At 60.3% G+C, this 14,550-nt stretch carries 14 protein-coding genes; 10 read left to right on the top strand and 4 right to left on the bottom strand.

Annotated features, from left to right (window positions below; genetic code table 11):
* Position 1: 1 nt before the first annotated feature.
* Genes NKI63_RS28860 through NKI63_RS28875 form a run of 4 tightly spaced genes read left to right on the top strand, consistent with a single transcriptional unit; the run spans position 2 to position 4,579 of the window.
* On the top strand, positions 2 to 295 hold the full coding sequence (locus NKI63_RS28860; protein WP_352468897.1) for a VirB3 family type IV secretion system protein: 294 nt from the start codon (positions 2 to 4) through the stop codon (positions 293 to 295).
* Positions 292 to 2,694 carry a VirB4 family type IV secretion/conjugal transfer ATPase gene (locus NKI63_RS28865; protein ID WP_352468898.1) on the top strand — a complete coding sequence of 801 codons (2,403 nt, stop codon included), beginning with the start codon at positions 292 to 294 and terminating at the stop codon, positions 2,692 to 2,694. Before NKI63_RS28860 ends, NKI63_RS28865 begins: the two co-directional genes overlap by 4 nt.
* On the top strand, positions 2,678 to 3,835 hold the full coding sequence (locus tag NKI63_RS28870; protein ID WP_352468899.1) for a transglycosylase SLT domain-containing protein: 1,158 nt from the start codon (positions 2,678 to 2,680) through the stop codon (positions 3,833 to 3,835). Before NKI63_RS28865 ends, NKI63_RS28870 begins: the two co-directional genes overlap by 17 nt.
* A 9-nt stretch (positions 3,836 to 3,844) precedes the next feature.
* Positions 3,845 to 4,579 carry a type IV secretion system protein gene (locus NKI63_RS28875; protein WP_352468900.1) on the top strand — a complete coding sequence of 245 codons (735 nt, stop codon included), beginning with the start codon at positions 3,845 to 3,847 and terminating at the stop codon, positions 4,577 to 4,579.
* Here the strand turns inward: NKI63_RS28875 and NKI63_RS28880 are convergent.
* The gene (locus NKI63_RS28880; protein WP_352468901.1) at positions 4,576 to 4,749 is read right to left on the bottom strand and encodes a hypothetical protein; all 174 of its coding nucleotides are present in this window, start codon (positions 4,747 to 4,749) and stop codon (positions 4,576 to 4,578) included. The genes NKI63_RS28875 and NKI63_RS28880 overlap by 4 nt on opposite strands.
* A 12-nt stretch (positions 4,750 to 4,761) precedes the next feature.
* Here NKI63_RS28880 and NKI63_RS28885 point away from each other — a divergent pair, with 12 nt between their 5' ends.
* The 5 genes from NKI63_RS28885 to virB11 are packed head-to-tail and all read left to right on the top strand — an operon-like array spanning position 4,762 to position 9,864.
* Positions 4,762 to 5,805 (top strand): TrbL/VirB6 family protein, encoded by a 1,044-nt coding sequence (locus tag NKI63_RS28885; protein WP_352468902.1) that lies wholly within the window; start codon positions 4,762 to 4,764, stop codon positions 5,803 to 5,805.
* 18 nt (positions 5,806 to 5,823) lie between these two features.
* Positions 5,824 to 6,585 (top strand): VirB8 family type IV secretion system protein, encoded by a 762-nt coding sequence (locus tag NKI63_RS28890; protein WP_352468903.1) that lies wholly within the window; start codon positions 5,824 to 5,826, stop codon positions 6,583 to 6,585.
* Positions 6,582 to 7,379: a TrbG/VirB9 family P-type conjugative transfer protein gene (locus NKI63_RS28895; protein WP_352468904.1), complete on the top strand. Its 798-nt coding sequence runs from the start codon at positions 6,582 to 6,584 to the stop codon at positions 7,377 to 7,379. Before NKI63_RS28890 ends, NKI63_RS28895 begins: the two co-directional genes overlap by 4 nt.
* A complete protein-coding gene (virB10, locus tag NKI63_RS28900; RefSeq protein ID WP_352468905.1) occupies positions 7,379 to 8,842 on the top strand; it encodes a type IV secretion system protein VirB10 in 1,464 nt (487 codons plus the stop codon). The genes NKI63_RS28895 and virB10 overlap by 1 nt, the downstream gene beginning before the upstream one ends.
* Positions 8,839 to 9,864: a P-type DNA transfer ATPase VirB11 gene (virB11, locus tag NKI63_RS28905; protein ID WP_352468906.1), complete on the top strand. Its 1,026-nt coding sequence runs from the start codon at positions 8,839 to 8,841 to the stop codon at positions 9,862 to 9,864. The genes virB10 and virB11 overlap by 4 nt, the downstream gene beginning before the upstream one ends.
* A gap of 233 nt (positions 9,865 to 10,097) precedes the next feature.
* On the opposite strand, the gene NKI63_RS28910 is transcribed toward virB11, so the two are convergent.
* On the bottom strand, positions 10,098 to 10,427 hold the full coding sequence (locus tag NKI63_RS28910; RefSeq protein ID WP_352753427.1) for a hypothetical protein: 330 nt from the start codon (positions 10,425 to 10,427) through the stop codon (positions 10,098 to 10,100).
* On the opposite strand from NKI63_RS28910, the gene NKI63_RS28915 reads away from it, so the two are divergent.
* Positions 10,326 to 12,026: a type IV secretory system conjugative DNA transfer family protein gene (locus NKI63_RS28915; RefSeq protein WP_352753425.1), complete on the top strand. Its 1,701-nt coding sequence runs from the start codon at positions 10,326 to 10,328 to the stop codon at positions 12,024 to 12,026. The genes NKI63_RS28910 and NKI63_RS28915 overlap by 102 nt on opposite strands.
* A gap of 105 nt (positions 12,027 to 12,131) precedes the next feature.
* On the opposite strand, the gene NKI63_RS28920 is transcribed toward NKI63_RS28915, so the two are convergent.
* Together NKI63_RS28920 and NKI63_RS28925 are read right to left on the bottom strand one after the other, a co-directional pair.
* A complete protein-coding gene (locus NKI63_RS28920; RefSeq protein WP_352468908.1) occupies positions 12,132 to 12,380 on the bottom strand; it encodes a DUF982 domain-containing protein in 249 nt (82 codons plus the stop codon).
* A gap of 40 nt (positions 12,381 to 12,420) precedes the next feature.
* The gene (locus NKI63_RS28925; RefSeq protein WP_031195547.1) at positions 12,421 to 14,073 is read right to left on the bottom strand and encodes an MFS transporter; all 1,653 of its coding nucleotides are present in this window, start codon (positions 14,071 to 14,073) and stop codon (positions 12,421 to 12,423) included.
* Positions 14,074 to 14,550: the final 477 nt, after the last annotated feature.

Raw genomic sequence — 14,550 nt, forward strand, 5'->3', positions numbered from 1 at the left:
GATGAATGACGAGGAAGTCTATGTCGAGCCGGTCAGCCTGCCACTGACACGCCCCCCGATGAAATGGGGGGTGCGCTACGAGGTTTTCGCGCTGAACGGCATCCTTGCGGTGGTCGGCTTTATCGCCACGAGCAGCTTCATGCTCGGCCTTGGCGTGTTCGGCGTGGTGCATCTGGTCAGCGCATATCTGTGCCAGCGCGACCCCTACATGTTTCATATTTACGAACGGCGCATCTCCAAACGCGGAGCGGTGGCGAACCTAACTTTTTGGGGCGCGAGGAGCTATTCCCCATGAGCCTCGATGCTGATCTTAAATTTGGCCGTGAGCGCCGGCGTGAAAAGCCCGCGGCGATGCACGTCCCCTACCTTCGCCATGTCGATGACAACCTGATCGTGACGAAGAGCGGCTTTCTGGTCGGCGTCATCCAGCTCAGTGGCCTGCCGTTCCAGACGATGGACCAGGCCGAGTTGAACAGCCGCATGTTCAACCGCAACACCACGTTCCGCAATCTCTCGACCTCTCGCTTTGCGGTCTACACAACGATCATCCGCCGCCACGTGACGCCCGAGATCGAAGGCGACTTTGACAATCCTTTCGTGGCCGAGCTCGACGCCCGCTACATGGATGAGCTTGGGGCGAAAAACCTTTTCGTCAACGAGGCGTATCTGACGGTCATACGCCGACCGATGGTCGGTCGCGTCGGCTGGGTGGACAAGGCGCTCAATGCGTTCCGCATCAGTACGGCGGGCGAAGAAACCCGCGAAGAGGCGATGGCAGAACTGCATGACGTTCTCGACGGCGTCGTCAAGGATTTTACCGCTTATGGGGGGCGTCTTCTCGGTGTCGTGAAGCGCCGCGATAGCTTCTTTTCCGAGCCGGCGGAATTTCTGGCGAAGATCCTCGCCGGCGGCGTCGACGTGGAAATGCCTTTGCCGCGCATGAGCCTTGGTGATGTGCTGGCGACACGACAGCTGTTTTTCGGCAAGTCCGCGCTGGAACTTCGCGGGCCGGACGAAGGTAAGCTCGGCGGCATGGTGTCGATCAAGGAATACCCTCCGTTCACCGCTCCGGGCTCATTGGACGGTCTCCTGCGCCTGCCACATGAGTTTGTCCTGACGCAGAGTTTCGCGATCGAGGACCGTGTAACGGCGATGCGCAGGATCAACACCATCGCGAACCAGGTTGAGGGTTCAGACGAGGCGGGCACGACGGTCGAGGACTCCGTCCACGACGGCGCCGACAAGCTGGCCGGCGGCGAAGTCGTCTTCGGACAACACCACATGAGCGTCATGGCCTTGGCACCGGACATGAATGGCCTCAACCGTGCGCTATCCGACATCACGGCGGAGCTTTCGCGCATGTCGATCGTGCCGGTACGCGAGACACTGAACACGGAACTGGCCTTCTGGGCGCAGTTGCCGGGAAATTTCAGCTACATCGCGCGACGTGCGTTGATCTCGTCGCTTAACTTCGCCGGCCTTTTTTCAGGACACAATTTCCCGTCGGGCCAACGCGAGAGGCTGCACTGGAAACGCCCTATTGCCTTGCTCGAAACGACCAGCCAGACGGCCTACTACTTCAATTTCCACGTTCACGATGTCGGGCACTTCACGGTGTTCGGCCCGACCGGCTCGGGCAAGACCGTGGTGCTGTCCTTCCTGATGGCGCAGGCCATGCGCATCATGCCGCGTCCGCGATGTGTATATTTCGACTATATGCGCGGCGCTGAAATTTTCGTGCGGGCGCTCGGCGGGCGCTACGAGGTGATGGAGCCTTCCCAGCCGACGGGGTTCGCGCCGTTGCAGCTTGATGACACGGCAGAAAACCGTTCTTTCCTCGAAGATCTGCTCCTCTACATTCTAACGCCGGACGGCGGCGCGCTGGACGTGGCTGAGATGCGCGTCATCAACGCCGCCGTCGACATGATCTACAAGATCCCGCGCGAACAGCGCACCTTCGACCTGCTGCCGGAAGTGCTGCGTGGTTCGCTGATGCCTGGCATGAACGATCTGGCGGCGCGGATACAACCCTGGCTCGACCCAAAGGACAAGGGCTGGCTTTTCAACAATCCCGTCGATCTCATCGATTTCTCGAAGCCCGTTGTCGGGTTCGACATGACGAAGATCCTAGGCGACCGAAAGCTGCGCTCGGCGGCGTTGCTCTACATCTTTCATCGTCTTGAGGACGTCATCGACGGCTCGCCGATCATGCTCTTCCTCGATGAAGGCTGGAAGCTGTTGGATGACGAGGTTTTCGCCGCTTTCATCAACGAGACGCTGAAGACCATTCGTCGCCGCAACGGCGTGGTCGGCTTTGGCACGCAGACGGCGGAGGACGTCGTCAATTCCTCCATCTCATCGTCGCTGATCGAGCAAACGAAGACCAACATTTTCTTCCCCAACCCAAAGGCGAGCAAGGACTCCTACATGGAGCGCTTCTCACTGACAGCGAAGGAATTCGAGTTTGTGCGCCGCACCGCCAAGGAAACACGCACCTTCCTCGTCAAGCACGACAGCGACTCGATCGTCGCCAAGCTCGATTTGTCGGCTATGCCCGATCTCATCAAAGTTTTGTCTTCGAATGAAGCCAACAGCAAGGAATGCGCAAGGCTCCGGGAGACCTTCGGCGACGAGCCAGAGATGTGGCTGCCATACTTCTGCGGATGGGAGACCGAACATGACGAAGCGGCTTAGCAGCGCTTGTCTGGCCGTGGCTCTCGCGACGGCGGAAAGCATGAGCGTGGCTGTCGCTCAGATCGCGGTCATCGACGGGCAGAACCTCGACAAGCGGCAAGAGGACGAGCAGCACAGCACGAAGTCGGATGAAGCGAAGAAGGATGAAACCGACAGGAAGAAAAGCGTCGTCTGCACCTATTCGAACAAATACCGCTCACAGATGTTTCGCCGCTCGCCGGCCGACGCGTTGCAGCGCGACGCGGCAAACGTAAAGCTGATCCGCTACTATGCGCAAAAATACGGCGTGCCAGAAGGTCTGGCACTCTCCGTAGCCTATCAGGAATCGCGCTTCGACACATGCGCCGGGAGCCACACCGGCGTCAAAGGCGTCATGCAGCTGACCAAGGGCACCGGCAAGTCCATGGGACTGGACCGCGACGTGAACGAGCAGAATGTCGAAGGCGGTGTCAAATATCTCGGAATGGGCGTGAAGCAATGCGGGGCGACGAATTACAGCTGTCTCGCCTCCTTCTACAACGGATCGAACGCAGGCGAGCAAAACCAGTGGGCCGGCGGGGTCGGCCGCTGGAACAGCTACTTCAACGACTATGTGTCGAGCGGCAAGGCTCCGGCCGCCGCGCCGCCACCATTCTCGATCGTAACGGCCGACGGCGCAGGCGGCACGGCCCAGGACGCGGCCATGGGCACGGTCAGGAAGGCGGCTGGCGGGCTTGATGCAAGCTCATCGCAGATGGGCGCCAATGATGCGGCGATCGACGCGCTAGCTGGCACCGTTGGCCAGGTGACGGAATACAAAGACGCTTGGGAGCTGAACTCGTCGGCTCGTGGGATCAACGCCGATGTCACCAACCAGTACCTCGCCCAGGCGGGGGACTTCACGGCGCTGCTGGCCCAGCTTCTGTCGTTGCAGAACGTTCAGGCATCGCAGTCGGCCAAACTGGTGCAACGGCCAAAGAGCGGCTCTGCAAACCCGTTCTCTTGTGATCCCGCGGAACTGGAACGGTTGAAGATCGATCGCGGCCGGTGGCTACCATGCGCACTTGAGAACGCACGGGCAAGCTCAGCCGACAGCCGCTCGATAATCATCACCCCCGACCCTGCTGGCGCTGCCAGCGTGATCGATTCCTTGCAGCAATAGGAGGCTGACATGAAGAAATTCGCGATTGCCGCCAGTCTTGCGCTTTGGGCAAGCACGGCCTTCGCACAGATTGCCGTCATCGATGGCGCTAATCTCGATGTAGCCCGCAAGAATGCGGAAAACACCAACTCCATCATGGCCTCGAACAAGGATATCCTGAAAAAGAGCGAGGAGATCCTGCAGGCTCTCAGCGGCAGTCGTGACGGTTCGCTTGGAATCGGACAAATGGGCCTCGGCGGCAACATGTCGATTGCCCAGGCTCCGTCGTTCGGATCGATCCTGAACGGCGGCGCGCTTTCGTTTGGTGGCCTTTCGCCCGAAATCCAGAAAATCGCCGGCGCCGTCATCAACGGGCTCCAGCTGGTGAAGCAGCTCCAGCAGATCGCCGGCAAAGAGACGAGCGCCGTCAACTCAGCCTACGGCGGCAGCGTCAACGTGGCCTCGCTGCTAAGCGCGTTGACTTCGCAGGCCTCGCAGGGCGTCACCCAGCGCGAACAGTCACTGCAGTCCGCGAGCGGGCAGATCGGGCAGTCGCTGGACGTGAAGGGTTCGGTGGACCAGAACACGCGAATGCAGCTGGAAAACGCGCGCGCGGTCAACGAATTGATCGGCGTCCAGAACGGTGCGGTCGCGGCATTGAATGAGAAGCTGAAGACAGACCTTCTTCGTCAGAGCCAGGTCCAGAAGATGATGACACCGCGCAACGTCAATCCGTTCTCGGACTTCGGCAAGAGCGGAGGCTAGCACTTGTCGAGGCTGGTGTTGCGCACATGCGTTATGATCGGGCTCAGCGCAGGGCTTTTCGGATGCGCAAATCGCGAACTGAAAGCGCCGTGCGGGCGTTTGGCGTATGCGCACGCCGACGAATGCGGCGCGCTGAAGCCGGTCAATTCAACGCCGTTCGCCAGCATCATTGACGAGGATCCATGAACGGTCTCGCCGAAAGCATTCTCGGTGGCATTGACAACATCGGTGAGGACTTCGTCCGCACCGTCTATATGCAGTTGGGCAATGCGATGGGCAACGTCTTCACCCTGATGCTGACCCTCTATATCGTGTGGTGGGGCTATTCGATCCTGAGCGGGCGTGAGTCGATTTCGCCAATCGAAGCGGCCTATCGCCTAGGCCGCGCCGTCATTATCTATCTGCTGCTAACGGGATGGGGCACATTTTCCGCGACGATCTATCAGCTCGCGCAAAGCATTCCAGACGAGGTCGGCAAGGTGATCGTCGGCGCCGTGTCGCGGGCCACCGGCAACCAGCTCAGCGACCAGGCGGCAATTCCAGCGCTTATCGACAATCTCTACCAGGGGGCGCAGGACGTCGCCAATCAGGTCTACAGCGGATCCTTCTATGACATTTTTGGTGCGCTCTTGTCGCTGCTCGTTCTGCTGTCTGCCATCATCTTCGCAGCGCTTGCCATTGCCGCGATCATCGCCGCCAAAGTGATGTTGTTCATCACGCTCGCCTTGGCGCCGATATGGATCATTCTTTGGCTTTACCGATGGTCCTCGCGCATGAGCGAAGGCTTCCTTTCGCTGACCACCTTTCTGATGATCCAGCAAGTCCTGATTTACGGCTTTCTCGGTTTCTACTTCTCGCTCGTCAATGCGGCGCTGAACACCGCCACGTCCGGCGGAGCGACCATGGACAGCAAAATGTCGCTGGTGCTGCCGCTGGTGCTGGTGACGATCATCGGGATCTACGTTCTCATGCAGATACCCTCGATTGCTTCGATCCTGAATGGCGGCGGCTATCTCAGCACCGTGGGAGCCCGGTACTCATATGGGACGTTCGGCAGGAATGCCGTGCGCTATTCCGGCGCGCGCTGGGCCGCCGGCCGTGCCGCTCGCGGCGCCCGGCAGCTCGCGGCAAACAGTTTTCGATCTTCGCGAGCAGCGAGGGCGGACGACGCAACCCGGTCCGCCATCCAGCAAGGTGCGCGGGATAACTCCAGGCCTCTGGCCTAGAACACCAGAACGATCGCGGTGCTGGATCAGGATGCGGCGGGCAAACGAGGCAATAATAAAGTGGCAATTCCAGTGGAAACGGTTGCTGACAGCAGCAGCGAACTCGTCGACAAGCGCTATTACAGGGCGGGCGCGACCTGGGAAGACGACACGCACAGGTCAATGCGTCGATCGCGTACATTGGCATGGATCGTCAGTGGCGTTTCTGGACTGGTGGCGGTGTTGTCGCTGCTGGCGCTCGTGCTGATCCTGCCGCTCCGGCAGTTCGAACCGTATGTTGTGGAGGTCGATAAATCGACGGGCTACCTCGAGATCATGCGCGCGCTCAAGCCTGGAGATTTGTCCCAGAACGAAGCCGTCACGGCGGCCAATCTGGTACGCTACATCAGGGCCCGCGAAACCTACGATTCGCGTGAACTGAAACAGAATTACGACCTGGCGCAACTCTACTCCACCGACACGGCGTCCAAGGATTTGACATGGCTGTACACGCCTGCGAATCCTCAGTCGCTGGACAAGATCTATGGCCGCAATGCCACGATCTCGGTCGAGATCAAGTCGGTATCCCTGCTCAACCGCAACACAGCATCAGTGCGCTTCGCCACGACGACGCGGCGGGACAATTCTTCGACCGTCGACAATTGGGTCGCGGTGATAAAATTCCGCTACACCTCGACGCCGCTCAAGAACGAATGGCGCTTCGACAACCCGTTGGGATTTCAGGTTACGGATTATCGCCGCGACCAGGAATCGGCGCCCGCTGCGGGGAGCCTACAATGAGATGGCGCGTGGGCCTTGCGCTGTCGGCCGCCTTTCTGCTCGGCACAATGCACGACGCGGCCGCACGCGACGGCCGCATCCGATACGTCACCTTCAACAATGACGACGTGACGTCGGTGCGCGCAGCTCTGGGTATTTCGACGATGGTCGAGCTCAGCCCGACCGAAGTCATCGAAACCGTGTCGGCTGGCGACACGAAAGGCTGGTCGATCATCCCCAAACGCGGATCGCGATTTCTGTTCGTAAAGCCGCTGGAGCGCGATGCGTGGACCAACGTCAACGTCGTCACCAACCGGCGCGTCTATTCCTTGCTGCTGCAGGCAACCGACAATAGCCGTGACCGGGCATCCTTCCAGGTCCGGTTCAAATACCCGGACGAGGATATCAACGCGCGCCTGCTCTCACAGGCCAAGGAGAGCGCCGCCGATCCGGATTTGAAGGATCTGAACTATGCCGATCTCAACTACGACTACGCCTACAAGGGCGACGACAGCCTGAAGCCGCGCACCGTATTCGACGACGGCACCAAGGTGTTTCTGGAGTTCAAGGGCGACATTCCGGCGATCTTCGTTGTCGACGACAAGCGCCATGAGTCGCTGGTCAACGTTCGTACGCAGGGCAAATACACCGTCATCGACAAGGTCGCGCGGCAATTCACCTTGCGGGCCGATGGCAAGACGCTCTGCCTCTACAACCGGGCGCGACCCAACGCTATCGACCCGGTCGAGCAGATCTACGGTCCAACGAAACTGACAGGCGGTTCCACCCTGTTCGGATCCAGCGGAGGGCGGTGATGACCCAGATCGATTATAACCAGTTGGACGGCAGCCCGACAGTCGCGCGCCGTGGTGCGGGCGTGGGTACCAGGATCGCCCTGGTCGGCCTCGGCGTAGTGCTGGTAGGCGCGCTGATATGGCTGAACTGGCCCCGGGAGCCGGTATCGCGCGATCTTCGCAGCGATGGCGAGGAAAACTTCAATCCGCCAGAGTTCCGCCCGCCGGCGTTGAACGACCCGCCGCAACCTGCCGACGGCACGATCGACCAGATCGTGGTGCCGCCACCAGCTGACGGCCAAAAGGGCACGCAACAAGCCGATAATGTCGACCAGACCGTGCAGGAGGGCGCGGATCTCGATGCGCAGCGACGCGCGCTGGAGGCGCAAATGGCGGCTGAGGAGGCTCGCCGCAAGGCTGAGGCGGAAGAAGCCCGCCGCAAGGCCGCGGCTGACGAAGAGGCTCGCCGTAAGGCAGAGGCCGCCGAGCATGAAAAAGCGGTGTGGGAACGCCTGCGGTCGAACCAGATGGTGATGAATGATCAAACCGGCTCGACAGATGCCGGCGCCCAGGCGGCGCAGGTCGAAATCGCGCCGGACGGTCAGATCATTGCGGTCCCCGGCGCCGACAGTGATCCCAACAAGGCATTCCTGGCGCAGTCTGAGGCAAGTTCTTCCGGCATCGTCAAAGCCACGGTCTTCCGCCGCACCGATGCGTTGATCCCAGAGGGAACGATCATTCGCGGCTATTTGGAAACCGCCATCAACACCGACCTTCCCGGTGCCGTACGCGCTGTCGTGCGCGAGGATGTCTTCTCGCTCGACGGAAGGCGGATCCTCATTCCAAAGGGCTCGCGGCTGACCGGGGAATACCGCTCGGGGCTTGCGCGCGGTCAAAAGCGTGTTTTCATCGTCTGGAGCAGGGCCATCCGCTCGGACGGCATTTCCGTCGATATCAAGTCGCCTGGGGCAGACGCGCTCGGCCGCGGTGGCCTGGGCGGCCGTGTCGATACGCGCTGGCTTGAACGCTACGGCAACGCCATCATGCTTTCCGTCGTTGGCGGCGTCTCTGAATATCTGTCCTCGCTAGCCGATAGCAGCCAGGATGGACAACAGCGCCAGGTGTCGACGATCGATCCCGTGACCGGTGAGACCACGACCGTAACTTATGGTGGCAGTGGTTCGCAGCGCGACGCCCGCAGCATCGCTTTTGACAAGTCATCGACCGCCTTGCAGCAACTTGCGCAGGAGGCGTTTCGCGACACGCAGAACATTGGTCCGACAGTTTATGTCGATCAGGGCACATCGATTGTCGTGCTGGTGCGACGAGATCTCGATTTCTCGGATTTGTATGCTGATCCCATTCAGGAAGAAGTTGCACGGCTGAAGGCCGGCGGGCGGCCGAAGTCGGCGATCGATCCGACGCCTCTTTACGCGACGCCAAAGGATCATTTCTATCCAGGCTATGGGAGCCCGGTGAAATGAATGCCGTGCATCCCCTCCCCGACCCATGGGCGAGAGCCCCGGTCCTCCGCGCCCATCTGGAGCCGATATGGTCCTATTTGAACGAAGATGCGGTGTCCGAGATTGCAATCAACAGGCCGGGTGAATTGTTCATCGAACGCCTCGGCGCGAAGGAAATGGAGCACGTCGTCAAGCGCGAGGTCACGCCCGGCTGGATTAGGCATATCTCGACGGGCGTCGCCTCGGCGACCAATCAAGTCATCAACGAAGAAAAACCGGTCCTGTCGGCCGCTCTACCCTCGGGTGAGCGCATCCAATGCATCTTGCCGCCCGCGGCTCCCGAAGGCGGGGCGATTTCGATCCGCAAGCAGGTCATCATGGATATGAGCCTTGATGCCTACAACGATCTCGGCGCCTTCGAAAACACCGCGATGGGCAGCGGCCTGGCGCTGTCAGCCGAAGAAAAGCGACTTGTCGAGATGTTGCACGACACGTCGCCTATGGACTTCCTGCAGTATGCGGTGCGCAACCGCGTCTCGATCGTCGTTTCAGGCGGCACGTCGACGGGCAAGACGACGTTTTTGAATGCGCTCCTGAAGGAGGTCCCGGCCCATGAGCGGATCATCACGATCGAAGACACCCGCGAACTGCGGCTGCCGGCTCCCAACAACGTCACTCTGATAGCCTCAAAGGGCGACCAGGGCCTTGCCAAGGTCTCCGCCCAACAGCTGCTTGAGGCCTCGCTTCGCATGCGACCCGACCGTCTGCTACTGGGCGAATTGCGCGGCGCTGAAACCTTCGCCTTCCTCCAGGCGATCAACACCGGCCATCCGGGTTCGCTCACCACCGTTCATGCCAATTCGGCCCGGTCCGCCTACGAGCGGCTGGCGCTGATGGTCATGCAGGGCAGCTCGGGCCTGTCGCGAAGCGAAATCCTCGACTACCTGCGCGAGGTCATTCCGGTGGTCGTCCAGATGGTCCGCACCGAAGGCGGACGGCGCGGCATCAGCGAGATCAAGTTTACCAAGGCGGAGACAATCTAGCGGGGCCATTCATGCAGAAAATCGCAACAGCAATTTTCATGGTGCTCATGGCGACGGCCCTGGGCGGCCTGGCCTTCACGGTCGCCTATGCCGCGACAGATTGGTTCAGGACTGGCTCCGACGTCCTGTTCGACCAGTTGAACGCCAATCCCTTGCCGGTCGTTCGTCTGGCCTGGGCGGATACGATGGCGAGGAACTTTAGCCGGGTACAATACGCCGTTGCCGCAGGGGCATCAGGGTTTCTTGCGCCCTTGGTCGGCCTGCTTCTCATGCGCCCGAGAAAGCGCAATGACTCTCGCTTCATGACGATGGGCGACATATCGAAAACCGGCCTGACGAAAGTTGGCGGCGTCTTCGTCGGTCGAGCCGGCGGCAGGCTTACCGGAATTCTGTCGCCCGGCCGCGATCAGCGCTCCGGCAAGATCCGCTTGACGCAGCGCAGGCTGATCGGCGGCAAGAAATTGTGGATTGATGGCGATGATGTCGGCGGCTTCGTCATAGGGCCGCCGCGCTCCGGTAAAGGCACTTCTCTCATCATCCCGAACGCCCTGACCTGGCCGCATTCGTTCGTGGTTCTCGACCTGCGTGGCGAGACCTATGCGGCCACCGCCGGCTACCGTTCAACCATGAGCCGCGTGGTGCGTTTCGCGCCGGCTGATCCGGACGGCAATACCGCATGCTACAATCCGATGGACTTCATCTCGCTGGATTCGGCGCAGCGCGACATCGACCTTCGCAACATCGCTGCAGCGCTGTTTCCGCGCCCCCCTTCGAACGCGGATCCCTACTGGGTTAACGACGCCCGCCTCCTTTTTACCGGCATCGCGTCCTTCGTCATGGAATCGCCTGCGATCCCGAACGAGAAGAAGACCTTCGCCACAATCCTCGAGATCATGAACGGTGCCGAGCAGCCGCTCCTGGAGTTCATCGGCTCGCTGCGCGAGGAACGCCGCCGCGAATGCTCGCATTTCACGCTGCAAACCCTGCTGCCATATTTTGAGATGTCTGAGCGGCAGTTTTCCGGGATATATGCCGGCGTACGCACCGGCATGGCCCCTTTTCTCAACGAGCGCCTGATGCGAGCTACGTCGCGCAGCACGTTCGATATTCGCAGGCTGAAGCGCGACCGGATCTCTCTTTATCTCGACGTACGGCGCGAGCAGATCACCTCCCTTGGACCGTTGTTCAACGTCCTGATTACGCAGTTGATGAACTTCATGTCGGAAACTATGCCGCGTGCCGACGAGCATCCGGTGCTTGTGCTGCTCGACGAGTTCCAGAACCTCGGCAAGCTCGAGAACGTGACCGAAATGGCGAGCGTGCTCGGCGGCAACGGTGTTTCGATGTGGTTCTTCGTACAGTCGCTGAAGGCTGTAGACGAGATCTATCGCCAGGAGGGGCGCAAGACACTTATCAACGCGGCTCGCGTGCAGATCTTTTTCGGTGCGCAGGACGCTGACGATCTGCGCTACGTTTCCGAGCAGCTCGGCGAAACGTCGGACGTTCAAAAGGACGTGACGCGAACCAAGGCAACCTTGTTCGACACTTATTACACGCGCTCCGAGCACCGCAAGCAAGTGCGGCGGCCTCTTATGCGGCCGGATGAAATCCGCACGCTCGACAAGAACAAGGTCATCATATTGCCGCGCGGCGAACTGCCAATTCTCGGCACGCGCAATTTCTATTTCGCCGACGGCCGGCTCGCCAAACGCGCGTTCATACCCCTGCCCGCCTCTACCGACGCTTCGCGCACGAAAAGCCCTGCATTGGACGCTTCTGAGGCGGTTCCATCTCATGCGCTCCCGACGATTGTGCCGACAGCACCTGCGTACCGCTCGGGCCTCCTGCAGACGCGCCTGCGGCGCGGCGCGACATTTGCAGCAAAAGCTGACCGTATGGCTCTGCCGCGGGGCCGGCGCGCAATCGTAAAAGAACGGCCGAAAGCAACCGACGCTGCGGTCGTACCAGCTTATACCGCCATAGATTTTTCCGCGTTGGCGGCTAAAGCGGTCACGACAAGGATAGCACCCGATAAAGAAGCGGCGGTGGCGGCGATCCTGAACAATGTGCGCTCTCTCCGGGCCCACGCATCCGACAAAGAAGCTTTCGACCGAAATTTGAGCGTCGTCGAAGACACCTTGCCCGATGTAGTCGACGGGTAGGAACTGCTGCGCCCTGCTCGTGTCAGATAGAAGAGCGGCAACGTCATGCCTCAGGCCTTCTGTATCAGCCGCCAGTTGCCGGGCGGTGCCGCTTGAGCACTCCAGTCAATCGCCGCGTAGAATCTTTGCTTCGCGCGCGACCGCGACGAAAGCCCTGCGGGCGGCGGGTGGATGAAGCTCACCTCGTATAACCTTCAGACAGGCGTCCATAGCTGCCCTGTGCTTCTCCGTCTGACGACCACCAAGATCCCGCAGCAGGATGGAGGCCGCATCATTAACATCGAACACGGTGCGTTCTGTATAGCGGCCAATCTGAATCACAACTGGCCTCTCAAATCTTACCAAGCCGGTCATCTACCCTCACCCTTGAAACTCTATCAACAACAGCCTGCGATCACCGGCGGAAGAAAAATCGCGTCGGTTGATCCCGCTTGCGGGTTGCCCCGGTCGGCCGCTCAATCGAAAGTTTAGTAAGAGGTGGGTTTCCACCCATGTTCAATTCGAGCAGACGTTGGTCCAATTCCTTGTCCGCCGCTGTGAGGCGATGGTTTAGGCGCAGATAGTCCATCCAGGTCGGCGTGCGGAAGGTTTCTGTCCAAAGCGAGGAATCCTGAAGATCGCGCTGGAGGTTCCAGTGCCTGGCGCCGACGCGGCTTTGCACCCGCCGTCGTTCCTGCATCTGATCGAGGAAAGCTTCGACGTTTGCCTCCGGTATTGAGTACTCGATCTTGATGACGATCGGGCCGCTTCTCGGCTTCAGGTCGAGAGCGAGTTGCGGTGTCTCGAAGCCAAAAGGATCCTGATCAGAGTCTTGCCATTGACGGATCGGCAACAGGAACCCGGTGGCCGCGACCATCAGTAGCGCAGCAGCTGAAATCTCCAGGGCTGAGGCAAGCGAATAGTTCTCAGCCACCGTACCCCACAGCCAACTGCCGGCCGCGATACCACCCGACGAAAGGGCATAATAGATCGAGAGCGTGCGACCAACGACCCACCTTGGGCTTGCCAATTGAACGCTTACGTCGAGCCCCGTCCAGGTGACCACCCATCCCGCGCCGCCGAGCGCCAGCGCAATAGCCGCCACTGCCACTGAAGACGTGAGAGCAAGAGATAAACAACACGCCGCGCAAGCAATGCATGCCAGTATTGTCAGTCGCTCCTGGGAGAGCGACCGTCTCAAAACATTGTTGCAGATGCCGACGCACAAGGCGCCGGTCCCGAAGCCAGCCATCAGGATGCCATAAACGATCGGTCCTCCGCCTAATTGATCGCGGGCAACGACAGGCAGGAGCGCGAGTATGGAGATGCTGGTCAGGCCAAAAAGCGCGCCACGCGCGATTGCCGCCTTGATCTCCGCCGATAGCGCCGTGAAGCGCGCCCCGTCATGAATGGCCGTGGTCAATGGCTCGCGCGGGAGGGGGGACGAGCGAACATCCCATTTGCGGCGCCCTATGGTCCACAGCAGCGCTAGATAGGTCAGCGTCGCCACAGCGAAAGCTGTCAAAGGTCCAAAGGAGGCAACGACAATGCCACCAAGCGCCGGACCGACGCTTCGAACAGCGTTATATCCAACCGAGATGAGCGTAACCGCGGCTGGAACTTCGCGTTTTCGTAAGATGTCGCCGACCGACGCGTGCCAAGCGGGATCGGTGAAAGCGGCGCCCGCTCCGGCCAAACAGCTGAATGCAAGAACCATCCATGGATTGAAAATTCCCAAGCCTGCAAGAACCGTCAGCATCGCCGAGGACAGCGCTATCACGGACCAGCCAGCGAACATCAGATTGCGGCGGCTGAAATTATCAGCCAGGGCTCCGGCGATGATCGACAGGATGAATGTAGGCAACGTCGTCGAAGCCTGCACCAAGGCGACCATCACGTCGGAAGTCGAAATGGTCGCCATCAGCCAACTGATGGCGACAGTTTGAATTAGCCAGCCAAAGCTGGACACCTGCGTAGCAAGCCAGATCGATCGGAAAGTTGCATTCTCGAGCGGCGCAAATGTCGCCGACGAAGCTGGAGTCGCATCTGCGGGCGCCACCCTGCTCATTGGGTTGAGCCCTCCCCTCGGTCTATCGGTCGCGTTTAGAGGTGCCCTCCCGGCGCAGGTGCCCGTGGAGGAATAGCAGCATGAGCGCATTTGCTAGGGATAGCGCAAGACAATTCTTCACCGCCGGCGCTCTGGCCGAAGCGATTACTTGGTCTGGAAGAAAAGGCGGATGCAGCCTGACCGCAAATCGGGCATCGCACCGAGTTTAGGAATTGCCGCCTTCGGGAAGGAGACCTTCATTCCGCGCGGGAAACGATGCCCATGGAAAGCCTGGGACGACGGCGCCGATTTCTATCAGAGAGCTGGCCCGCAGCGGATTCAACGAAGCCGGGCCACACCTACCTAGCCGCCTTGATGCACGGCGATAAGCTTTTGACGGCCTGAAGCGACGCTGTGGTCGCCGTTGCGGTGCTTTTCCACGCGCCTCGTCAGGCGCCGGGATTGCTCCGTCGTGATGGCAGGCGGGGGTTTGCAGGT

Source organism: Mesorhizobium sp. M0410 (genome assembly GCF_040321435.1).
Taxonomy (GTDB): Bacteria; Pseudomonadota; Alphaproteobacteria; order Rhizobiales; family Rhizobiaceae; genus Mesorhizobium.